Below are 21,504 nucleotides of genomic sequence, written 5' to 3' on the forward strand. Positions count from 1 at the left end.
GGGCAACGGCCGATGGTTGGGTCTGCGTGCACGGTAGTGCCGGCCTGTGGCCGGCAACCCACCGAACCCGGGAAATACGGTGCAGTTGCCGGCCAGCGGCCGGCACTACCACACCGTTATTTTTCCCGCCGCCAGTTCAACGAGCCACGGTTTTCCACCGTGCTCGACTCCACTTCCACGTCGAAACCGCGGCGCAGCAGGTACTTCAGCGTGATCACCGAACCGGCACCCACCAGCGACACGCCGTAGCCCACGTACAGCTTGGGCGAAATGTACTTGCCCACACCGATCACCGAGCCGCCCAGCGCGCGCGACTGGCTGACGCCGGCATCGTCCAGGCCGAGCTTGGCACCCAGCTGCGAAGCCAGCAGCCCGCTGCCGGCCGACAGCGCAGCCGATGCGGCGTTCACCTGCTGGGTCTGGTCGCTGCTGGCACCGGTCAGGCTGCGCCCCAGCACCAGGTAACCCAGTGCTTCGGACTGCGACATCGCCGGATCGGACCAGACATCGGCGCGCGGTTGCTGCGCGCGCCCGGTCACGTCGATGCCGGCGGTGACATCACCGATCCGGCGCTCGGCGCGGATGTTGATGCGCGGGTCGGACACCGCGTTGTAGTTCCAGTTGAGGTTGCCGCGGGTGATGGTCAGGTCCTGGCCATAGGCCTTGTAGCGGCCACTGACTTCCAGGCCACCGTTTGCGGTCATCTCGCGGCCGGGCTTGGCCCAGACCTGCATCCTGCCGGTCAGCGCGCCCTTCAGGCCGAAGCCGCTCATCTTGACCTTGTCGCCCAGGCTGACGGCCAGCTCCATGTCCAGCGGCGAGGTGCGCGACTCTTCCGGATCGGCCGGGTCCAGCACCACCACGTCCTCGGACACCGAGGTGCCACGGTCCAGGCGCTCCAGATCGATGTCGGCCTCGGGCACGTGCACCGTTCCGCGCAGCTCCATCGCGGCCTTGGCCAGGGTGAAGTCCAGGTTGGGATTGGCGATGATGCGCAGCTCGCTGGTGTTGGACAGCAGCACATTCTCGCCGTGGATCTTCAGCTGCAGCGGCTGTGCATCGCCGAACCAGGACAGGCCGCCGTCGACATACAGCGTGCCCTTGCCCGAATTGGCCTGCGCGGTGATCTTGGCCGACCCGTCGGGCTGGGCGACGAAGCTGCCCTTGCCCTGGTCGAAGGTCAGGCCCAGCGCCGGGAACTCGCCCTTGAAGTTGCTCAGCTGCGCATCACCGCCCAGCGACGGCTGGCCGCGCGTGCCACGCAGGCTCACGTGGCCTTCGATCAGGCCGGTCGGGCGCACCACATCCGGCGAGAACAGTTCCAGCCAGTACAGGCGCGACATGTTGAGGTAGAGCTCGCCGTTGAGCGGCGCACTCGGTTCCCAACCCGTCTGCATCTTCGCATCGACGAAGCCGTTGCCCTGGAAGCCCATGCCCAGGTAGCCCTTGATGCTGGCCGGGGTCATGTCCAGCTTCAGCGAGAACTGGTCATAGCGCACCAGCTCGCCACGGTTGGCATCGCCCGCGCCGGTGTTGCGGTTCTCGCCCAGACGTACGCCACCTTCGGCCGAGCGGACTTCCACATGCCCTTCCCATGCGTTGCCACGCGGACGGATCTGCGCGTCCAGGTTGAGTTCGCCACGCAGGTAGATGCGCCGGCCGGACTGTGGCGGCAACCACGGCTGCACCAGCGCCAGCGGCAACGCATCGCCGCGCACCACCAGGCCTTCGCGCGGCCAGTTGGCATGCGCGCACAGGGCGCCACCGGTCGCAGCGCCCAGGCAGGTTTCGCCCAGCGTGTAGGTGCTGCCGTTGATGGCGAATGCCGCGGGCGCGCGCAGTGCCCACGCATCGCCCTTCACCGGTGCGATGCGCAGCGTGGCCAGTTCGCCACGCCATTGTTCGCCTTGCTGGCGAACGCTGCCCTGCAGCTCGATCGCGCCCAGTTCGTTGCGTGTCTGTGCGGCCAGGCGCAGGTTGGAGACACTGCCCTGTGCATCGATGTTCAAGCGCTCCAGCAGCATGCCGGCATTGACCTGCTGGCCCTGTATCGCCAGCGTGCCACTGTCGCCACGCCACGGCAGGCGGCCCTTGATGCTCAGGCTTTCAGCGCCATAGCCGTCCCAGTCGAGATTGTTGCCGACCAGATCTGCAGTGATGTCTGGTGCATCGCGCGGGCCTTTCACCTGCACCTGGCCACGCAGGCCGCCATCGGCGCCGGGCAGCAGATCGCTCAGCTGCAGCGGCTCGAAGCGCGCGTCGATGTCCAGGCGGTCGCCGACCTTGCCCGAGGCGGTCACCCGGCTGCTGCCGACGGCCAGTTTCAATTCACCCTGGCCCTGTTCACCCTGCAGGGCGAACTTGCCTTGGGCATCCACATTGCGCTGGCGCAGGATGCCCTTCAGCGACGGCAGGTCCACCGTGGCCTCCAGCGTGCCCGCAGTGCCCGGCGGCGCATTGGCCGGCGGCGGCAGCTGGCGTCCCTTGGACGCGAGATTGCCGGACAGACGGCCATCCCAACCCGGCGCGAAGTAGCCCGGGTCGAAATCCTTCAGCGTGGCCTTGGCATCCCAGTCCAGCTGCGGTGCCCAGGCCACCTTGCCTTCCACCTGCAGCTGGCCACCCGGGGTCTGCGCCTGCAGTTCGCGGATCTCCGCAGCCTGATCGTTGCCACGCACATCGAAGCGCAGCTGCGCCTTCTGCTTTTCGCGCTCGACATCTGCACGGCCGATCGCCGCCCACGCCTTCAACGTACCGGCCAGGCCGAAGCGCGCTTCCTTCAGCGTCACCGGCACCGGCGAGCTGCCGGCGGTGTTCGGGTCCGGTGCCGGCACCCAGGTCAGGTCCTGCGCGATCACCGAGAAGTTCAGCTTCTGCTGCTCTTCCTGGCTGAAATCGGCGGTACCTTCCAGGCGTGCTTCGCCGCCCAGGCCCTTGACCACCAGCGGCGAGACCTTCAGCACCTGGTCCTGCAGCGAAACCACCGAGGGCGCCAGCTCCAGTTCCTGCTCACCCTGCTTCACCCGGCCATGCAGGTTGGCGTTGCCGCCCTTGCCGGAGGCGGAGAAGTCCAATGCCAGCGGCGCGATGGCCGAGCTGGCCAATGCCGGCGACAACAGCGCCAGGTCCAGCTCGTCGCTGCGTACGGTCGCGTTCCAGGTCGGATCGGTGCGGCCATCGAACACCAGCATCGCGTGCAGCGGCTTCGGTGCGCGACCGGCCAGCGCCACTTCCATATGCGCCAGGTCACCGCGCGCGACCAGGCCGACCGTGGCCGCGGTACGCCCGCGCGGCGCCGGCAGCACCGCGGTGACGGTGACGTCGGTGTCGTAGTCCTTGGCCGGGATGTAGCGGCCCTGGGCAGTGAAATTGCCCATGTCGCTGTCCACCACCAGCTTGCGCGCCTGGAACTCGCCATTGGCGATCTCGATGCCACCGCGCACGCGGCTGATGTCGATCACCGGCTCGTTGGCCTGGCTGATGCGGAAACTGTCGATGGTGATCACATCGGCCTGGATCGCCAGCGGCATTTCGATCTGCGGCAGCGAATCGGGCCACGACGGCAGCTTGAACGGCTCATCGCTCTTGGCCAGGTTGAGCGTGGCGTTGGTCAGCTCCAGCTTGTCCAGCAGCAGCTTGCGGCCCAGCAGCGGGCGCAGGTCCGGCTCCAGGTGCGCGCGCTCGGCGTGGAAATGGATGTCGTCGTAGCGGAAGTCGACGTTGTACAGGGTCAGCGGTCCGGCCACCGGGCCCTCGACCTTGTCCCAGGTAAAGCTGGCACCCACCGGCAGGCGCGCCACCACCTGCGCCAGCAGCACATCGCGGCCGGCCACCGTCTGCAGCAGCCAGTACACGGCCAGCAGGGCGACCAGCACCAGGCCGACCACGCCCGCGCCGGACCATGCCCAGAAGCGGCGACGACGGTAAAAGCGCACGCGCCGCGGCGGCGTGTTCGGCGACGGAGTCGGTGCGGGCGTGCTCACAGGTCCGCTCCGATGTTGAGGTACAGCTGGAACTGCGAATCAGGGTTGTTCAGACCGTGCGCGATATCGACCCGCACCGGGCCCACCGGCGATTTCCAGCGCACGCCGAAGCCGACGCCGGTGTGCAGGTCGATGTCGGTATCGAAGGCGCTGCCGGTGTCGACGAACACCGCTGCACCCCACGGACCGCCATTGAAGTAATGCTCGTACTCGGCCGAGCCGACCACCAGGTGCTTGGCACCAAGCGCGTACTTGTCCGGTTTCGGCGTGCGCGGGCCGACCTCACGGTAGGCATAGCCGCGGATGCTGCGGTCGCCACCGGCGAAGTAGCGCAGGCTGGGCGGCATCGCCACCAGGTCGCTGGTCCAGGTGGTGCCGCCTTCGCCGCGCAGGATCAGGCGGTTGGTCGGCCCCACCGGAATGTACCAGCGCAGCACGGCATTGGCCTGCACGAAGCTGGTGTCCGAACCGGCGCCTTCGACGCCGGCACGCACCGTCGCGGTGCCACTGATGCCACTGCGCGGGAACAGCTCGTCATCCACCTTCACGTAGTCGGCCACGATCTGCGGGTAGACCAGCGTGGACGTGTTGTAGACCGCATCGGTGAATTCGGTGCCCGAGGCATAGCGCCAGCGCTCGCGCAGCGCGTTGATCGAGGCGATGGCGGTCCAGTTCTCGTTGATCTCGCCGCTGCGGCTGGCAATCAGCTTGAAGTTGCGCAGATCGATGTAGTCGGTCTGCTCGTCGTAGGCACTGGCGGCGAAGGTGTACCAGCCATCCAGCCAGTTGAACGCCGGAATGCGGTAGCTGGTGATCAGGCTCTTGCGCTTCTGCGCATAGTCCAGCTGGGTGTTCATCTTGTGGCCGCGGCTGTTCAGGTAGCGCCGTTCAAGGCCACCACGCACACCGGCGCCACTTTCGCTGCCGTAGCTCAGGCCGTAGGAATAGATGCTGCGCTTGGCCCGCGTCAGCTTCACATCGACCGGCACCTCGCCATTTTCATCGGCCTGGTCCGGGCGCGGCTGGATGTCGATCACGCTGAAGTAGTCGAGCTTGGTCAGCGACTCGCGCAGGCGGTCCAGCTTGCCTTCGTGGAAGTAGCTGCCCTGGTCCCAGTACACCAGCGGATCGAACAGCTTGTCGTCGAAATAGTTCTGCTCGAAGGTCACCGGGCCCATGTTGTAGCGGCGGCCGCTGTCCCAGGTCAGGTCGATGTCGGCAGCGTTGTCCGCACGGGTGATCTGCACCTGGCGCTGGGTGTAGTCGGCGTCGAAGTAGCCGCGCTCGGCCAGGCGCCGGGTCACGGTGATCTTGCTGGCTTCGTACTGGGTATGCTCGAAGCGCTGGCCCTTGCGCGGCTTGAACGCGGCCAGGTCGTCCTGCAGGTACTGGTCGTACATCGCCGGACCGGTGATGTCGATATGCTCGCGGCGCACCAGCACCGGCGGGCCCTTGTCGACATGGATCAGCACGGTGACGTGCTCGTCCTGGCGTGGCGCCTCGACCTTGATCACCGGGTTGTAGTACCCGAACGGTTCCAGCGCTTGGCGGGTCTGCCGCTCGGCCTGCGACAGCAGGTATTCCAGACGGGACTCACCCTGCTCCTTGCCGATCGTGTCGAACAGCGTCAGCGATTCCTGGATGTTCTCGATGATCGCGGCGTCGTCGCCCTTGTCCAATCCCTTGATGTCCACCTTGTCGATGGTGCCGCGCGCATGGGCCACGGAAGTGGCGGCAAGCGACAGGACCATCAGCGGCAGGGCGTATTTCGTTGGCTGCATGCGGCACAGCATACCGACCGGAGGTGACGATGCGAAATGCATCACGTCAATCCGGATCGGTTGTTAAGTGGTGGTCAAAATACGCACCTGTGTGGCGATCATCGCGACCGCACGCGGAAATATCGGCATCGCGTGCGCGGCCGGCGATGACTCCGATGGACATCACCGGGTAGCGCCGGGCCATGCCCGGCGAGCGCGCAGCGCGGCCTGCAGAAAAACCGCCGGGCATGGCCCGGCGCTACCCATCGCGGGCGATCAGCTGGACAGGTGCTCGATCGCCGCGACCTTGCCCAGGCGCTCGCCCAGCATCGTCAACAGCGCCAAGCGGTTGCCGCGCAATGCCGGATCCTCGGCATTGACCATCACCCCGTCGAAGAACGCATCGACCTGCGGACGCAGGCGGGCCAGGCGCGCCAGCACGGCCACGTAGTCCTTCTGGTGCAGGCTGGCGCCGGTATCGTCGATGGCGGCAGTCACAGCTTCGGCCAGCGCGCGCTCGGCATCTTCCTGCAGCAGGGCCGCATCGATCTGGCCCGGGACATCGCCTTCGGCCTTGCGCAGGATGTTGCGGATGCGCTTGTTGGCCGCAGCCAGCGCCTCGGCTTCCGGCAGCGCCGCGAAGGTTCCGATCGCATCCAGGCGGCGGTCGAAATCGTACAGCGAGGCCGGCTTCAGCTCGGCCACCGCGTTGAAGTGACTGGCCGGCACGCCCTTGTCGCTGTAATAGCCCTTCAGGCGGTCGAGGATGAAGTCGTACAGCTCAGCCACGTCGGCCTGCACGTTGCGCGCGGCCAGCCCGGCGTTGGCGCTGGCCAGCAGCGCGCGCAGGTCCAGCTCGAAGCCGCTTTCGATGATCGTGCGGGCCAGGCCCAGCGCGTTGCGGCGCAGGGCGAACGGGTCCTTGTTGCCGGTCGGCTTCAGGCCCGCAGCGAAACCGCCGGCCAGGGTGTCCACACGCTCGGCGATCGCCAGCACCTTGCCCAGCGGCGACAGCGCGATGTCATCACCGCCGAAGCGCGGCTGGTAGGCCTCGTCGATGGCCAGCGCCATCTCCGGCGACTCGCCACCGGCCACCGCGTAGTGTCGACCGGCGATGCCCTGCAGTTCCGGGAACTCGTTGACCATGCGCGACTGCAGGTCGTTCTTGGCCAGCTGCGCGGCACGCTTGGCCAGCAGCGGATCGGCGCCGACCTGCGGCGCGATCACCTCGGCCAGCGCCACCACGCGCGCGACCTTGTCGGCCACGCTGCCCAGCTTGGCCTGGTAGGTCACCGTCTTCAGGCCCTCACCCATCGCCTGCAGGCCCTGCTTCAGGTCTTCGTCGAAGAAGAACTTGGCATCGGCGAAGCGCGGGCGGATCACCCGTTCATAGCCCTTGGCCACTTCGGCCACGTCCTTGGACTCGATGTTGGCGATGCCGATGAACTTCTCGGTCAGCTTGCCGCCGTCATCCAGCACCGGGAAGAACTTCTGGTTGATCTCCATCGTCTCGATCAGCGCTTCCTGCGGCACCGCCAGGAACGCGCGCTCGAAGCTGCACAGCACCGCCGACGGCCACTCGACCAGGTTCACCACCTGCTCCAGGTTGTCCTCGCTGATGCGCGCGCTGCCACCGGCGGTGGCTGCAGCGGCTTCCACCTCGGCGACGATGCGCTGGCGGCGCTCTGCCGGGTCAACCAGCACGAAGGCGGCGCGCAGCGATTCCACATAGTCCTGCGGCTGGGTCAGCCACACGGTCTTGTCGTGCAGGAAGCGGTGGCCGCGGCTCATGCGGTCGGCCTTCAGGCCGAACAGTTCGGCCTCGACCACGTCACCGCCGTGCAGCAGCACCAGCCAGTGCACCGGGCGCGCGAAGCCCCAACTATGGTCGCCCCAGCGCATCGGCTTGGGAATGGGCATGCCGGCGATGGCCTCGCGCAGGATCTCCGGCAGCAGCGCAGCGGTGCGCGCGCCCGGGGTCACCGCACGGTGCACGAAGCGCTCACCCTTGTTGTCGGTGGTCTTTTCCAGTGCGGTCCAGTCGATCCCGGCCTTGGCCGCGAACCCCTGCAGCGCCTTGGTCGGCTGGCCTTCGGCGTCCAGCGCGATGTTCAGGTACGGGCCCAGCACTTCACTGTGCTGTTCCGGCTGCTCCAGGCCAACGCCCGGCAGCAGCACGGCCAGGCGGCGCGGGGTCGACAGCGGGCGTGCATCGCCCAGCTCCAGTTCCACGCCGCGCTTGCGCAGGCCGTCGACAACACCGTCGAAGAAGGCCTGGGCCAGGCCCGGCAGTGCCTTGACCGGCAGCTCTTCGGTGCCCAGTTCAATCAGCAGGGGAGACAAGTGGCTCATCGGTTCGATCCTGTGGTGGGGGCGCAGCGCGCGACGCGGCCGGCGCCCCTGGGGGTAGTAGGTGAAACGCGTGATGGGAAAACGGGCCGTCAGGCCTTCTTCGCGCCCGGGAAGCCCAGCTTCTCGCGCTGCTCGTAGTAGGCCTTGGCCACCGCCTGGGCCAGCGCGCGCACGCGCAGGATGTAGCGCTGGCGTTCGGTCACGCTGATCGCACGGCGCGCATCGAGCAGGTTGAAGGTGTGGCTGGCCTTCATCACCTGTTCGTAGGCCGGCAGCGGCAGGTTCACTTCCACCAGCTTCTGCGCTTCGCGCTCGCAGGCATCGAAGCGGTGGAACATTTCTTCCACGTCGGCGTATTCGAAGTTGTAGGTGCTCTGCTCCACCTCGTTCTGGTGGTAGACGTCGCCGTAGGTCACCGGCTGCCCATCCGGGCCGTAGGTCCAGACCAGGTCGTAGACGTTGTCGCAGTTCTGCAGGTACATGCACAGGCGCTCGAGACCGTAGGTGATCTCGCCCAGCACCGGCCGGCACTCCAGGCCACCGGCCTGCTGGAAGTAGGTGAACTGGGTCACCTCCATGCCGTTGAGCCAGACTTCCCAGCCCAGGCCCCAGGCGCCCAGGGTCGGCGATTCCCAGTTGTCCTCGACAAAACGCAGGTCGTGCACCAGCGGATCGATGCCCACCGCCTTCAGCGAATCCAGGTACAGCTGCTGGATGTTGTCCGGTGCCGGCTTCATCGCCACCTGGTACTGGTAGTAGCGCTGCAGGCGGTTCGGGTTCTCGCCGTAGCGGCCATCGGTCGGGCGCCGCGACGGCTGCACGTAGGCCGCGTTCCAGGTTTCCGGACCAATCGCACGCAGGAAGGTGGCCGGGTGGAACGTACCGGCGCCCACCTCCAAGTCGAGCGGCTGGATGAGCACGCAGCCCTGCTGGGCCCAGAACTGGTTCAGGGTCTGGATCAGGCCCTGGAAGGTGATCGGAACGGTCGGGGTCGCGGACATGCGGACGAGTCTTGGCCGGCAAAGGGGTGCGCTAGTATAACGGCCGACCTGCGGGGCATTCCGTACCCGGAAGGAGCAGGTGGATGGAACATCGGCTGCCCACGGGCACGCCCGGCGAGCCTGGCGCGGCACCGTTGCCGCCCGGTCGCCTGCAGTTCGAACAGGTTGCGGCGGCCCTGCTGGCCGACGGCGTGGTGGCTGCGCACGAGCGCGAGCGCATCCGTTTTTCCGCACAGGGCGCCCGCAATGCCAGTGAAGTGCATCCACTGGTGCTGCTGTCCAACCTCAAGCTGGCCGCCAGCGACGGCGGCGACCTCAATCTGGAACGCCTCACCGAGTGGCTGGCCCAGCGCACCGGCAGCCGCTACCTGCGCATCGATCCGACCCGGGTCGACGTCGCCTCGGTCACCGCCGTGGCCTCGCACGCCTACGCGCGCCGCCATCGCTTCCTGCCGCTGGCGGTGGATGGCGAACGCGTGCTGGTGGCCACCAGCGAGCCGCTGGCACAGGAATGGCTGCGCGACCTGCAGCACCTGACCCGCCTGCGCATCGAACTGGCGGTGGTCAATCCGCTGGACCTGCACCGCTACACCATGGAGTTCTTCGGCGTCACCCGCTCGGTGCGCGGTGCCCGTGGCGACGTACGGGGTGAGGCCAACACCACCCTGCCCAGCTTCGAGCAGCTGGTGGAACTGGGCCGCACCGGCGACGTCAATGCCGACGACCAGCACATCGTGCACATCGTCGACTGGCTGCTGCAGTACGCCTACGAGCAGCGCGCCTCGGACATCCACCTGGAGCCCCGCCGCGAAATGGGCCGCATGCGCTTCCGCATCGACGGCGTGCTGCACAAGGTGTTCGAAGTGCCACCGGCGGTGATGACCGCCGTGGTCAGCCGTATCAAGGTGCTCGGACGCATGGACCTGGCCGAGCGCCGGCGCCCGCAGGATGGTCGCATCAAGACCCGCTCGCCCGGCGGCCGTGAAGTGGAAATGCGCCTGTCGACCATGCCGACCGCCTTCGGCGAGAAATGCGTGATGCGCATCTTCGACCCGGAAGCGGCCTTCAAGAGCATCGACCAGCTCGGCTTCAGCCCGCAGGAAGCGGCCGGCTGGACCGCCCTGGTCGAGCGCCCGCACGGCATCGTGCTGGTCACCGGCCCGACCGGTTCGGGCAAGACCACCACCCTGTATTCCACCCTGAAGCGGCTGGCCACGCCGGACGTCAACGTATGCACGGTGGAAGACCCGATCGAGATGATCGCGCCGGAATTCAACCAGATGCAGGTGCAGGCCAACATCGACCTGGATTTCGCCAGCGGTGTGCGCACCCTGCTGCGGCAGGACCCGGACATCATCATGATCGGCGAGATCCGCGACCTGGAAACCGCGCAGATGGCGGTGCAGGCCTCGCTGACCGGCCACCTGGTGCTGTCCACCCTGCACACCAACGACGCGCCCTCGGCCATCACCCGCCTGCTCGACCTGGGCGTACCGCATTACCTGCTGTCATCCACCGTCAACGGCATCCTCGCCCAGCGCCTGGTGCGCACCCTGTGCCCGCACTGCAAGCAGCCGCACACCCTCGGCCGGGCCGATTGGGCAGTGCTGGCTGATAGCGAAGCTGCATATCCAGATGCCGCCACGCCCTGTCGGCCGGTCGGTTGCCTGGAGTGCCGGCGCACCGGATTCCTCGGCCGCATCGGCCTGTATGAGCTGCTGCCATTGGGCTCGCGCCTGCGCGGGCTGATCCGTGCGGACATGGATCTGGCCGGTTTCAACCGTGCCGCGCGTGCTGAAGGAGTGCGAACCCTGCGCCAGGCCGGGCTTGAAAAGGTGGCACAGGGGCTGACTACAATCGAGGAAGTCCTGTCCGTACTGCCTCCCCCGGATGAATCCAGCGCCCTTCCTGATCCTTGAAACCGGCCGCCCCGTGCCGTCGTTGCGCCGCTACGGGCGCTTTCCGCACTGGATCCGGGTTGCCGCCGGCCTGGAAGAACACGAGACCGTCGTGGTCGACGTCGAGCATGGTGCCGACCTGCCCGATCCACGCCAGTTCGCCGGCGTGCTGGTAACCGGCTCGGCCGCCTTCGTCACCGACCACGCCGAATGGAGCGAACGCAGTGCCGCCTGGCTGCGGCAGACCGCGCACGACGACGTGCCGGTGTTCGGCATCTGCTACGGCCACCAGCTGCTGGCCCACGCGCTGGGCGGCGAAGTGGCCTACAACCCCGCCGGGCGCGAATCGGGAACGATTGAGCTGGCACTGGACCCGCAGGCCGCGCAGGACCCGTTGTTCCAGGGCCTGCCGAGCCACTTCGCGGCCCACGCCACCCATCTGCAGACCGTACTGCGCGTACCCGAAGGTGCCGCCGTGCTGGCGCGCTCGCCGCTGGATGGCTGCCATGCCTTCCGCTGGGGCCGCCAGGCCTGGGGCGTGCAGTTCCATCCGGAATTTGCCACCCACCACATGCGTGGCTACGTGCGCGCCCGCGCCGACTGCATCGGCCGTCATGGCGGTTGCGCGCGCAGCATCGAGCGCGCGGTCAGCGCCGCGCCGCTGGCGCGCCAGCTGTTGCGGCGCTTTGTCCGCCAGGCCCGGCTGTCTTCAGCCCAGCCGGTGGCAAAACAGGGATAATCGGCAGCACGGGCACACCGCCCGGCCCCTCCTGTCCCTCCCCGGATGTCCATGAAAGAGATTCGCAAGCTGCCAGCCTCGGCGGGCGCCCAGTGGTTGCTGGATACGTTCTCGCTGTATCGGCGTGCGCCGCTGCAGCTGGCCCGGATCGGCCTGACCTGGCTGCTGGTGAACTGGGTGGTCACCCTGCTGGGGACGATGCTGCCCGGCACCGCCGGCCTGGCCCTGCAGATGATGACGCTGGTGATTTCACCGGTGATGTTCGGCGGCATGCTGTACGCCATGGGTGAGATCGACCAGGGCCGTCCCGGCCTGGCCACCCATCTGCTGCAGCCGATCCGCGACCGTCGTGTCAGCCACCTGCTGGTGCCGCTGGCGATCCAGGTGCTGGCCGTGCTGCTGCTGGGCGCGCTGCTGTACCTGATGATCGGCCGCGAGGGCTTCACCGCCTTCAGCGACACCATGACCAAGATGCAGGAACTCGGCCGCAGCGGGCAGCAGATCAGTCCGGAAACCGCCGCCGAACTGGTCGCCAACCTGCCCGCGCAGCGCATCGCGCTGTGGATGCTGCTGGTGTTCTGCACCGCCGTGGCGCTGACCCTGGCGATGTTCACCCAGCCGGCACTGGTGGTGTTCGACCGCCAGAGCGGCATGCACGCGCTGCGCCTGAGCCTGCAGGGCTGCATCGAGAACATCGGCGCCACCGCCGTGTTCACCGTGCTCGGCCTGATCGCCGCGTTCTGCGTCTATGTGCTGTTCGTGATCGTGGTCCAGCTCGGCATGCTGCTGGGCGGCCCGCTGGCGGCGGCCTTCATCGCGCAGCTGGTGTTCACCACGGTGCTGATGCCGCTGTATGTCGGCGCCGTCTATGCGGCCTGGAAGCAGATGTTCGTGCATCGCGGCAGCCGCGGCGCACCGCCGGTACCGCAGTCACCGCCTGCCAACGACGTCTTCCACGCTTGAGCGGGGCTCAACGGTAGCGCCGCCGGGCCATGCCCGGCGGATGGATGTCACCTCCCCACGAACGCCGGGCATGGCCCGGCGCTACCGGGGATCAGGCCGCAGGCTTCTTGACCACCGAAGACGGCACCAGCCAGCGCGCGGCGTGGATGCCCAGCTCGTACAGCAGGCACATCGGGATCGCCAGCATCAGCTGCGACACCACGTCCGGCGGAGTCAGGATCGCAGCGAGCACGAAGATGCCGACGATCGCGTAGCCGCGTCCTTCCTTGAACTGCTGCGGCGTGATCCAGCCCAGCAGCACCAGGATCACCATCGCCACCGGCAGCTCGAAGCTGCCGCCGAAGGCGAAGAAGATCGCCAGCACGAAATCCAGGTAGGCATTCGCATCCGGCGTGATCGCGATCACTTCCGGGCTGAAGGTGGTGAGGAAGTGGAAGACCGCCGGCAGCACCAGGAAATAGGCAAAGGCGCAGCCGGTGTAGAACAGCAGCACCGAGGAGACCAGCAACGGCATCGCCAGGCGCTTCTCACGTGCATACAGGCCCGGCGCGACGAAGGCCCACAGCTGGTACAGCAGCCATGGCACGGCCACGAACAGGGCCACGAAGAACGTCAGCTTCAACGGCGCGAAGAAGGCGCCGGCCGGGTTGGTGGCGATCATCGTCTGCCCATTGGGCAACTGCGAGATCAGCGGCTCGGCCAGTGCGTTGTAAAGCTTCTGGGTAAACGGCAGCAGGCCCAGCAGCACCACGCCCAACCCCAGCAGCGCACGCACCAGGCGCGAGCGCAGTTCAACCAGGTGTTCCACCAGCGAACTTTCGCCGAAGTCGTGTTCGCTCATGACGGGCGCTCCGTGCGCGCGGGCGTTTCGGTCGCGGTATCAGCAACGGCATCGCCCGCAGCTTCAGCGGTGGCGGGCGCAATGGCTGCGCCTTCAGTCGACGCCACCCCCGGCTCGGGCGCATCCGCCAGATGTGGGGGCTGTTCGGCCGGGGCCGGTGCACGCACCTGCTGCGCCAGTGTGTCGCTGTGCTGTTGCATCTGCTCGGCTTCGCGGCGCATGGCTTCGCCGCTGGCACGCAGCTGGTTCTCGGTGTCCTGCATGCCCTGGCGCACGTCCTGCATCTGGCGCTTGATGTCTTCGGCCTGCAGTTCGCGTTCCAGTTCCTGCTTGACCGAATCCCATTGATTGCGCGCGCGGCGTACCCACAGCCCGGCGAAGCGGGCCGCCTTGGGCAGGCGCTCAGGTCCGAGCACCACCAAGGCGACAACCGCGATCACCAGCAGTTCGCTGAAGCCGATATCAAACACCGCAACCGCTCCGGATCAACGCGGCTTGCGGTCGTGCTCGTCCTGCGCGGTGCGCGAGGCGTCCTGGCTGCGCGACTCGTCGCCCAACTGCGCGTTCGGCTTGTCGTCGTCGTGCATGCCCTTCTTGAATTCCTTGACCGCCGAGCCGAGGTCCTTGGCACCACTGGTCAGGCGCTTGGTGCCGAACACCAGCAGGACGATGGCGAGCACGACCAACCAATGCCAGATGCTGAAACTGCCCATAAGTCGCTCGTTACGTTAGTGATCAGATTGCCGAGCATAGCGCACCGGCTGTTAGCCGGCGCGCGTGACGAAAGTCAGTTGTTGCCCAGTGCTTCAGTGCGGATTTCACCGTCGTTGACCGGCTGGAAACCCTGCTGGGCCGGCGGCGGGGTCTGCGGCACGGCCTGCAGCGGCGACGTGGTCGCTTCAGCAGGGGCTGCCGGCGCTGCCTGAACAGGCTGCGGGGCAGGCGCTGCAGCGGCCGCCGGACGCGGTGCGTCATTGCCACCATTGCGGTTGTTGCGCGCCGCGTAGGTCGCCTCTTCCAGGCGATCACGGAAAGCGACCACATCCATTGACGGCGAGCCAGCCGCGCGGCCCTCGAAGATCATTCGCGGGGTGGTGTTGCTGCCGTAGGCGTCAAGGTTGGCAGCATCGTCGATCTGCAGGATCGCACCATCCAGGGCGACGCCGGCGAACAGGCCACGGGCGCGCGACCACGACCAGATCTCGGCCTTCAGCTGGCCATCGGTGGCGGCCGCGGCATTGCGGCCCACCGGACCGGCGGCCACGCCGGCATCGGCGCCGAGGGTGAACTTGCCGTTGACGAGGTTGTCCAGGCTGCGGTCGTTGCGGAACACCAGCACCACGTCGGAGGACTGCACACCGGCCTGGAAGCCGATGCTGCCGCCGGTGAGCTTGATGAATACCGGGTTGGACCACGCACCATTGGGCATGCGCACCGACATCAGGCCGTGGCCACGACGGCCGCCGATCACCAGACCGGCCTTGATCGTGTCGGGAATGACGATGACCGCGCGGCCTTCGTCGAGCAATTTGTCCGGAATGCCCTGTTCAGGGATTCCCTGGATTTCAGCCAGTACACGCACCGCGTTGCGGGCGCGCTGGTCTTCCTGCGGCCCGGCCATGGCCTGGCTGGACAGCAGGCTGGCGGCGATCAGCAGGGCTTGGATCGGGCGACGCATGGCAGGCTCCAGAAGTCAGTCCATAGGAAGATATAGCAAGTGACTGAAATTAGTAGTGTTGTGATGAATCCCCAATGAGCGTTGCCTGCTCATATTGGCCTCATCGATGACATCCATCCGAACCCTGCATGCCGACGTGACGATGGAATCGGCGACAATACCGCCCATGCTCGACGCACCCGATACCGCCGTACTGGTGGTCAACCTAGGCACGCCCGAGACGCCGACGGCTCCCGCCGTTCGCCGTTATCTGGCCGAATTCCTGTCCGACCGGCGCGTGGTCTCGCTGCCGGCACTGCTGTGGCAGCCCCTGCTGCGCGGTCTGATACTGCCGCTGCGCAGCAGCCGTTCAGCCGCCAAGTACGCCCAGGTGTGGCTGCCGGAAGGCTCGCCGCTGATGGTCCACACCCGCCAGTTGGCGCAGGCGATGCAAGCATTGCTGCCGACGCTGCGCGTACGCCACGCGATGCGCTACGGCGAACCCGCGCTCACCACCGAACTGGATCGGCTGGCCACCGAGGGCGTGCGCCGCATCGTGGTATTGCCGCTCTATCCGCAGTATTCGACCACCACCACGGCCTCGGTCGAGGATCGCGTGGATGCCTGGCAGCGCAGGAACCCACAGGTCACCGTGAGCCTGGTGCAGGACTATTCGATCGATCCGGACTGGGTCGCCGCCGTTGCCGGCTCGATCCAGCGCTACTGGCAGCAGCAGGGTCGCGGCCAGAAGCTGATGTTCTCCTTCCATGGCATTCCGCAGCGCCTTGCCGATGCCGGCGATCCCTATCCGCAGCGCTGCGAGGCCAGTGCACGCGCGATCGCCGCAGCACTGGGCTTGGGCGCGGACGACTGGCAACTGGGTTACCAGTCGCGCTTCGGCCGCGAACGCTGGCTGCAGCCCTACGCCGAGCCCAGCCTGTGGGAGCTGGCCGAAGCGGGGGTGAAGCAGATCGACGTAGTCTGCCCCGGGTTTGCCACCGACTGCCTGGAGACACTGGAAGAAGTCGCCATGGGTTTCACCGAAACACTGGCCGAGCGTGGCGCACAGATGCGCTACATCCCCTGCCTCAACGCCGCACCGGAACACGCCCGCGCACTGGCTCGGCTGGCCGTGGCCTCGCTGGCATGAGCCTGCAGCCGTTTGAGCTGCAGGTCGCGGGCGTCCGCGTCGCCGGCCTGCGCCGCCGGCCGGGCGAGGGTCCGCGGGTGCTGGCCCTGCACGGCTGGCTCGACAATGCGGCCAGCTTCGTTCCGCTGGCGCCGCATCTGCCGCACCTGGACCTGGTGGCGATCGATCTGCCCGGGCACGGCCACAGCGCGCATCTGCCGATCGGGGCGGTGTACACCACGCCGGCAGCGATCACCCATGTCCTCGATGTCGCCGATGCACTGGGCTGGGACCGGTTCACCCTGATCGGCCATTCGATGGGTGCCGGCATCGCCAGCCTCACCGCAGCGGTCAGTGACCGCATCGAACGGCTGGTCGCCATCGAGGCACTCGGCGGCCTGCGCGGGCCGGAGGAAGAAACCGCCAGCCGCCTGCGCGAGCACGTCGACGCCAGCCGAGCACTGGCACGCAAGCAGCTGCGCGTGTTCCCGGATCTGGCTGCACCGATCCGGGCGCGGATGATGACCAACCAGCTCAGCGAAGGCTGCGCACGCCTGCTGGTCGAACGCGGTGTCGAGCCGGTCGAAGGCGGCTATCGCTGGTGCAGCGATCCGCGCCTGATGCTGCCCACCGCGATCCGCCTCAGCGAAGGCCAGATCGACAACCTGCTGCAGGCCATCACCTGTCCTACCCAGGTGATCTATGCCACGCCTGCACAGTCGTACTATCCCGAGCCGATGCGCAGCGAGCGCCTGCAGCATCTGCGCGATGGCCGCCTGGCGGTATTCCCCGGCAACCATCACCTGCACATGGAACACCCGGCGCGTATTGCCGCCGTCATCGATGCGTTCCTGAGCGAAAACGCCAACGCACGCTGACCATCGTCGGCCGCGCGCACTTCACTCTGCGCCAGTGCGGCCGATAGAACGGTAGTGGGCCCCTGCGTCCACAGCGCGCAGGCCCTTTGTGCCTGCGGCTCGTTCCTGGTTCTGCAAGGAAGACCGCATGTCCCGTCTGCTGCACCGTCATCCACAGGATGTGGTCACGGTGTCCGTCCTCCGCGTCGCTTCCTGCGCCGCATTCCCCGAATTCCCCGACCGTGCCGTCGTTGCGCTCATCCGCGCAGCGCGTTGCAGGGCCGCTGCCGTCCGTTGATCCAGGAGTTGCCGATGTCCATTGCGTCCTCCCGCCCGCCCGACCAGGGCCGTCTCCCCTATCTGCAACAGCTGGCCGAGCGAGGCGATCGTCGCCTGCTGCTGGGCAGCGTGGCGTTCGCAGCGATCGGCCTTGTACTGGCCGTGCGCGGCACGTCGGTGCCCGCTGCGAGCGCCGTTGCCGCCGCAGTGCTGCCAGCCGCCTGGCTGGGCTGGCACCAGGCCGGCCATCCGCTCGCGCGCAACGGGCTGGCCGTAGTGCTTTCACTGCAGTTGAGCGTGCTCTGCCATATCAGCGGATTGAATGCCGCATTGCCCATCGCGCTGCTGCTGGGCGTGCTGCTCATCCAGCGTGACCGCATGCCGTTGTGGCTGGCCGGCGCCGTGGGTGTCGGTGCGTTGCTGGCGCCGTTGCTTGATGGGGCGGCCGTCCTGCCGCCGCTGTTGAATGCCATGGCCCTGGCGGTGCTGACGCTGGTGCTGGGCCAGACCGCCGCGCGCCTGCGCCAACAGAGCGAAGCGCTGGGTCACGGACCGCACCGCCTGGCGGCATTGGCACGCGACATCGCCACGGGCGCCGACCTCGGCGCACACAGCGATGCACGCAGCTACGCACCCGGTTCCCTGGCCCACGCGCTGGCCGATACCGCACGCCATGTGCAGGCGCAGCGCGGCCGCGAGGCCGAAGCACATGCCGAGAACGCACAGATCCGCCAGGCACTGGATGCCTCGCGCACGGCGATGATGATCGCCGACAACGATCACGTCATCCGCTACGTCAACCGCTCGGTGGTGGCGCTGCTGCGCAACCAGCAGGCCACGCTGCGCCAGGCCTTCCCCGATTTCGACGCCGAGCGGCTGGTCGGCAGCAGCATCCATCGCTTCCATGCCAACCCTGACCGCATCCGCGGCATCCTCAATGAGCTGCAGGCGACACACAACGGCAAGGTGCGGATTGGGCCGGTGCACTTCGCCCAGGTCGTCACCCCGGTGTTCGACGCACAGGGCGCGCGCCTGGGTTTTGCGGTGGAATGGCATGACCGTACCCACGAACTGACGCTGGAGAATGCCGTCGCCGGGATTGTCGATGCCGCCGCGCAGGGTGATCTGGAACAGCGCCTGCAGGCCAGCGAAGGCGCCAGCTTCCTCGACGGCCTGACCGGGGGCATCAACCAGCTGCTGGACACACTGGGCAGCACGGTCGACGAAGTTCGGCAGATGCTTTCGGCGATGGCCAACGGCGATCTCGACCGTCGCATGCAGGGCGAGTACCACGGCGCGTTCGCCGCCATCCAGCGCGATGCCAACGCCACCGCCGGCCAGCTGGCGCGCATGGTCGGCCACATCCAGCACTGCGCCACCACCATCAGCACGGCCGCCAGCGAAATCGCCGCCGGCAACGGCGCGCTGTCCGAGCGCAGCGAGCGACAGGCCGCTCATCTACAGGAAACGGCCGCCTCGATGGAGGAGCTGACCGCCACCGTGCGCCAGAACGCAGCGCATGCGCGCCAGGCCAGCGAGCTGGCCGCCTCCACCCAGGGCGCAGCAAGTGATGGCAACCACGCCATGCAGCGGGTGGTCGACACCATGCAGGCCATCGAAGGCGCGTCGAAGCGGATCGGCGACATTACCGGCGTGATCGACGGCATTGCCTTCCAGACCAACATCCTCGCGCTCAACGCAGCGGTTGAAGCGGCACGCGCCGGCGAACAGGGACGCGGGTTCGCGGTCGTCGCCAGCGAGGTCCGTGTGCTCGCGCAGCGATCGGCGGCGGCGGCCCAGGAGATCAAGGTCCTCATCGACGAGGCAGGACGTCAGGTCGGCGAGGGCGCCCAGTTGGTGGCCGATGCCGGACAGCGCATGCAGGGCATCGTCGGTGGCGTTGAGAACGTAAGCCACCTGATGCGCGAGATCTCGGCGGCGTCACAGGAGCAGTCATCCGGTATCGAGCAGATCAACCAGACGGTGGTGCAGATGGACCAGGCCACGCAGCAGAACGCGGCGCTGGTGGAAGAAGCCACTGCGGCGGCACGTGAACTGCAGTCGCAGGCCGGTGCACTGAACCAGGCGGTATCGGTGTTCCGCCGGCGCGAGGCCGCGTTGATCGACTGATCCGGGCCTGCGTCTGCTACATGGAAGGCGGCGCCCGCAGGGCGCCGCCTTTTTGTTGGGCGTGGTTCGCGGCGGGGTTGTTTCACTCAACGGGTACGAAGGCGGTCCGTTTGAGGCTGCATGCGACACGATGATAAGTAAGAAGGCCAGAGCACCTGCCGCTGCAGCGGAGTATGTCGGCCAGCTGCTGTGCTCCACATAATGCGGCACTCCCTGGGCGCCGCATCTACGCGTGGGTATTGAGTTCCGGTAGTGCCGGCCGCTGGCCGGCAACCTCATGAACATCACGCGGCTGCACGTGGTTGCCCGCCAGCGGCCAGCACTACCCTTGGTTTCCCGCGCACAAAGAAAAACCCCGCTGCGTGAGCAGCGGGGTTTTCGGGTATAAACCCTGGCGATGACCTACTCTCGCATGGCTTAGGCCACACTACCATCGGCGCAGCTACGTTTCACTTCCGAGTTCGGGATGGGATCGGGTGGTTCCATAGCGCTAATTTCACCAGGGAGGCGGTTGGAGTGTCGCCTGGGCGTCGTGTCCTTGCAGGGGCGGGCATGGTGATGCCAGCGATGCAAAGAGACGCGCCTGAGCGCCTGCCTCTCGTTTGGTCTTGTGACGTAGCGTGCACCTGGATCTATCGACATGTCATGTCGGCCAAGGCAACTTGAGGTTATATGGTCAAGCCTCTCGGATCATTAGTATCAGTTAGCTCAATACATTGCTGTACTTACACACCTGACCTATCAACCACGTAGTCTACATGGTTCCTTCAGGGGCTTGTGCCCCGGGAGATCTCATCTTGAGGCGCGCTTCCCGCTTAGATGCTTTCAGCGGTTATCGCTTCCGAACATAGCTACCCGGCAATGCCACTGGCGTGACAACCGGAACACCAGAGGTTCGTCCACTCCGGTCCTCTCGTACTAGGAGCAGCCCCTCTCAAATCTCCAACGCCCATGGCAGATAGGGACCGAACTGTCTCACGACGTTCTGAACCCAGCTCGCGTACCACTTTAAATGGCGAACAGCCATACCCTTGGGACCGACTACAGCCCCAGGATGTGATGAGCCGACATCGAGGTGCCAAACACCGCCGTCGATATGAACTCTTGGGCGGTATCAGCCTGTTATCCCCGGAGTACCTTTTATCCGTTGAGCGATGGCCCTTCCATACAGAACCACCGGATCACTAAGTCCTAGTTTCCTACCTGCTTGATCCGTCGATCTTGCAGTCAAGCACGCTTATGCCTTTGCACACAGTGCGCGATGTCCGACCGCGCTGAGCGTACCTTCGAGCTCCTCCGTTACTCTTTAGGAGGAGACCGCCCCAGTCAAACTACCCACCATACACGGTCCCCGACCCAGATAATGGGCCCAGGTTAGAACGTCAAGCACGACAGGGTGGTATTTCAAGGATGGCTCCACCACAGCTAGCGCCATGGTTTCATAGCCTCCCACCTATCCTACACAGACGAACTCAACGTTCAGTGTAAAGCTATAGTAAAGGTTCACGGGGTCTTTCCGTCTTGCCACGGGAACGCTGCATCTTCACAGCGATTTCAATTTCACTGAGTCTCGGGTGGAGACAGCGCCGCTGTCGTTACGCCATTCGTGCAGGTCGGAACTTACCCGACAAGGAATTTCGCTACCTTAGGACCGTTATAGTTACGGCCGCCGTTTACTGGGGCTTCGATCAAGAGCTTCGCCTTGCGGCTGACCCCATCAATTAACCTTCCAGCACCGGGCAGGCGTCACACCCTATACGTCCACTTTCGTGTTTGCAGAGTGCTGTGTTTTTGATAAACAGTCGCAGCGGCCTGGTTACTGCGACCCTCTTCAGCTATAGCTCGCACGAGCCACCAAAAAGGGTGCACCTTCTCCCGAAGTTACGGTGCCATGTTGCCTAGTTCCTTCACCCGA

General features: G+C 66.5%; 14 protein-coding genes and 2 rRNA genes (1 of these 16 running past the window's edge). 6 read left to right on the top strand and 10 right to left on the bottom strand.

The window, feature by feature from the left end; all coding sequences use genetic code 11:
- Positions 1-116 precede the first annotated feature (116 nt).
- From D0Y85_RS20130 to glyQ, 4 genes are all read right to left on the bottom strand, one after another.
- Entirely contained in the window at positions 117-3,983 is a 3,867-nt protein-coding gene (locus D0Y85_RS20130; protein WP_117311769.1) for a translocation/assembly module TamB domain-containing protein, read from the bottom strand.
- Positions 3,980-5,776: an autotransporter assembly complex family protein gene (locus D0Y85_RS20135; RefSeq protein WP_117311770.1), complete on the bottom strand. Its 1,797-nt coding sequence runs from the start codon at positions 5,774-5,776 to the stop codon at positions 3,980-3,982. Before D0Y85_RS20135 ends, D0Y85_RS20130 begins: the two co-directional genes overlap by 4 nt.
- Before the next feature lie 243 nt (positions 5,777-6,019).
- A complete protein-coding gene (gene glyS / locus D0Y85_RS20140) occupies positions 6,020-8,095 on the bottom strand; it encodes a glycine--tRNA ligase subunit beta (RefSeq protein ID WP_117311771.1) in 2,076 nt (691 codons plus the stop codon).
- An 89-nt stretch (positions 8,096-8,184) separates the two neighbouring features.
- Positions 8,185-9,096 (bottom strand): glycine--tRNA ligase subunit alpha, encoded by a 912-nt coding sequence (gene glyQ / locus D0Y85_RS20145; RefSeq protein WP_025878768.1) that lies wholly within the window; start codon positions 9,094-9,096, stop codon positions 8,185-8,187.
- 83 nt (positions 9,097-9,179) lie between these two features.
- Between glyQ and D0Y85_RS20150 the strand changes: the two genes are divergently transcribed.
- From D0Y85_RS20150 to D0Y85_RS20160, 3 genes are read left to right on the top strand one after another with little or no spacing between them, the layout of a single operon-like run.
- On the top strand, positions 9,180-11,015 hold the full coding sequence (locus D0Y85_RS20150) for a GspE/PulE family protein (protein ID WP_117311772.1): 1,836 nt from the start codon (positions 9,180-9,182) through the stop codon (positions 11,013-11,015).
- On the top strand, positions 10,987-11,733 hold the full coding sequence (locus D0Y85_RS20155) for a glutamine amidotransferase (protein WP_025878766.1): 747 nt from the start codon (positions 10,987-10,989) through the stop codon (positions 11,731-11,733). Before D0Y85_RS20150 ends, D0Y85_RS20155 begins: the two co-directional genes overlap by 29 nt.
- 51 nt (positions 11,734-11,784) lie before the next feature.
- Positions 11,785-12,696 carry a BPSS1780 family membrane protein gene (locus tag D0Y85_RS20160; protein WP_025878765.1) on the top strand — a complete coding sequence of 304 codons (912 nt, stop codon included), beginning with the start codon at positions 11,785-11,787 and terminating at the stop codon, positions 12,694-12,696.
- Positions 12,697-12,787: 91 nt separating this feature from the next.
- Here D0Y85_RS20160 and tatC read toward each other — a convergent pair whose 3' ends face one another.
- The 4 genes from tatC to D0Y85_RS20180 form a co-directional block, all read right to left on the bottom strand.
- Positions 12,788-13,537, bottom strand: coding sequence for a twin-arginine translocase subunit TatC (tatC, locus tag D0Y85_RS20165; RefSeq protein WP_025878764.1), 750 nt, complete (start codon positions 13,535-13,537; stop codon positions 12,788-12,790).
- Positions 13,534-14,007, bottom strand: coding sequence for a Sec-independent protein translocase protein TatB (tatB, locus tag D0Y85_RS20170; RefSeq protein WP_117311773.1), 474 nt, complete (start codon positions 14,005-14,007; stop codon positions 13,534-13,536). The genes tatC and tatB overlap by 4 nt, the downstream gene beginning before the upstream one ends.
- 15 nt (positions 14,008-14,022) lie before the next feature.
- Entirely contained in the window at positions 14,023-14,250 is a 228-nt protein-coding gene (gene tatA, locus D0Y85_RS20175; protein WP_025878762.1) for a Sec-independent protein translocase subunit TatA, read from the bottom strand.
- Positions 14,251-14,324: 74 nt separating this feature from the next.
- Positions 14,325-15,215: a YSC84-related protein gene (locus D0Y85_RS20180; RefSeq protein ID WP_117311774.1), complete on the bottom strand. Its 891-nt coding sequence runs from the start codon at positions 15,213-15,215 to the stop codon at positions 14,325-14,327.
- A 166-nt stretch (positions 15,216-15,381) separates the two neighbouring features.
- Here D0Y85_RS20180 and hemH point away from each other — a divergent pair, with 166 nt between their 5' ends.
- The 3 genes from hemH to D0Y85_RS20195 all read left to right on the top strand — a co-directional run bounded on the left by hemH (position 15,382) and on the right by D0Y85_RS20195 (position 19,589).
- Positions 15,382-16,344 (top strand): ferrochelatase, encoded by a 963-nt coding sequence (gene hemH / locus D0Y85_RS20185; protein WP_117311775.1) that lies wholly within the window; start codon positions 15,382-15,384, stop codon positions 16,342-16,344.
- Positions 16,341-17,201, top strand: coding sequence for an alpha/beta hydrolase (locus tag D0Y85_RS20190; RefSeq protein ID WP_117311776.1), 861 nt, complete (start codon positions 16,341-16,343; stop codon positions 17,199-17,201). The genes hemH and D0Y85_RS20190 overlap by 4 nt, the downstream gene beginning before the upstream one ends.
- Before the next feature lie 291 nt (positions 17,202-17,492).
- Entirely contained in the window at positions 17,493-19,589 is a 2,097-nt protein-coding gene (locus D0Y85_RS20195) for a methyl-accepting chemotaxis protein (protein WP_117311777.1), read from the top strand.
- A 389-nt stretch (positions 19,590-19,978) separates the two neighbouring features.
- Here D0Y85_RS20195 and rrf read toward each other — a convergent pair.
- Both rrf and D0Y85_RS20205 read right to left on the bottom strand, forming a co-directional pair.
- Positions 19,979-20,093, bottom strand: a 5S ribosomal RNA gene (rrf, locus tag D0Y85_RS20200).
- Positions 20,094-20,261: 168 nt separating this feature from the next.
- Positions 20,262-21,504, bottom strand: a 23S ribosomal RNA gene (locus D0Y85_RS20205); it runs 1,635 nt beyond the window's last position.

The sequence above is a fragment of the Stenotrophomonas sp. G4 genome, from assembly GCF_003428825.1.
Classification (GTDB): domain Bacteria; phylum Pseudomonadota; class Gammaproteobacteria; order Xanthomonadales; family Xanthomonadaceae; genus Stenotrophomonas; species Stenotrophomonas indicatrix.

Bases quoted from the DNA above. Each gene is read 5' to 3' on its own strand.
- tatC (WP_025878764.1), bottom strand. From the start codon at position 13,537: ATGAGCGAACACGACTTCGGCGAAAGTTCGCTGGTGGAACACCTGGTT.
- glyS (WP_117311771.1), bottom strand. From the start codon at position 8,095: ATGAGCCACTTGTCTCCCCTGCTGATTGAACTGGGCACCGAAGAGCTG.
- glyQ (WP_025878768.1), bottom strand. From the start codon at position 9,096: ATGTCCGCGACCCCGACCGTTCCGATCACCTTCCAGGGCCTGATCCAG.
- hemH (WP_117311775.1), top strand. From the start codon at position 15,382: ATGCTCGACGCACCCGATACCGCCGTACTGGTGGTCAACCTAGGCACG.
- D0Y85_RS20135 (WP_117311770.1), bottom strand. From the start codon at position 5,776: ATGCTGTGCCGCATGCAGCCAACGAAATACGCCCTGCCGCTGATGGTC.
- D0Y85_RS20155 (WP_025878766.1), top strand. From the start codon at position 10,987: ATGAATCCAGCGCCCTTCCTGATCCTTGAAACCGGCCGCCCCGTGCCG.
- tatA (WP_025878762.1), bottom strand. From the start codon at position 14,250: ATGGGCAGTTTCAGCATCTGGCATTGGTTGGTCGTGCTCGCCATCGTC.
- D0Y85_RS20180 (WP_117311774.1), bottom strand. From the start codon at position 15,215: ATGCGTCGCCCGATCCAAGCCCTGCTGATCGCCGCCAGCCTGCTGTCC.
- D0Y85_RS20150 (WP_117311772.1), top strand. From the start codon at position 9,180: ATGGAACATCGGCTGCCCACGGGCACGCCCGGCGAGCCTGGCGCGGCA.
- D0Y85_RS20190 (WP_117311776.1), top strand. From the start codon at position 16,341: ATGAGCCTGCAGCCGTTTGAGCTGCAGGTCGCGGGCGTCCGCGTCGCC.
- D0Y85_RS20160 (WP_025878765.1), top strand. From the start codon at position 11,785: ATGAAAGAGATTCGCAAGCTGCCAGCCTCGGCGGGCGCCCAGTGGTTG.
- D0Y85_RS20195 (WP_117311777.1), top strand. From the start codon at position 17,493: ATGTCCATTGCGTCCTCCCGCCCGCCCGACCAGGGCCGTCTCCCCTAT.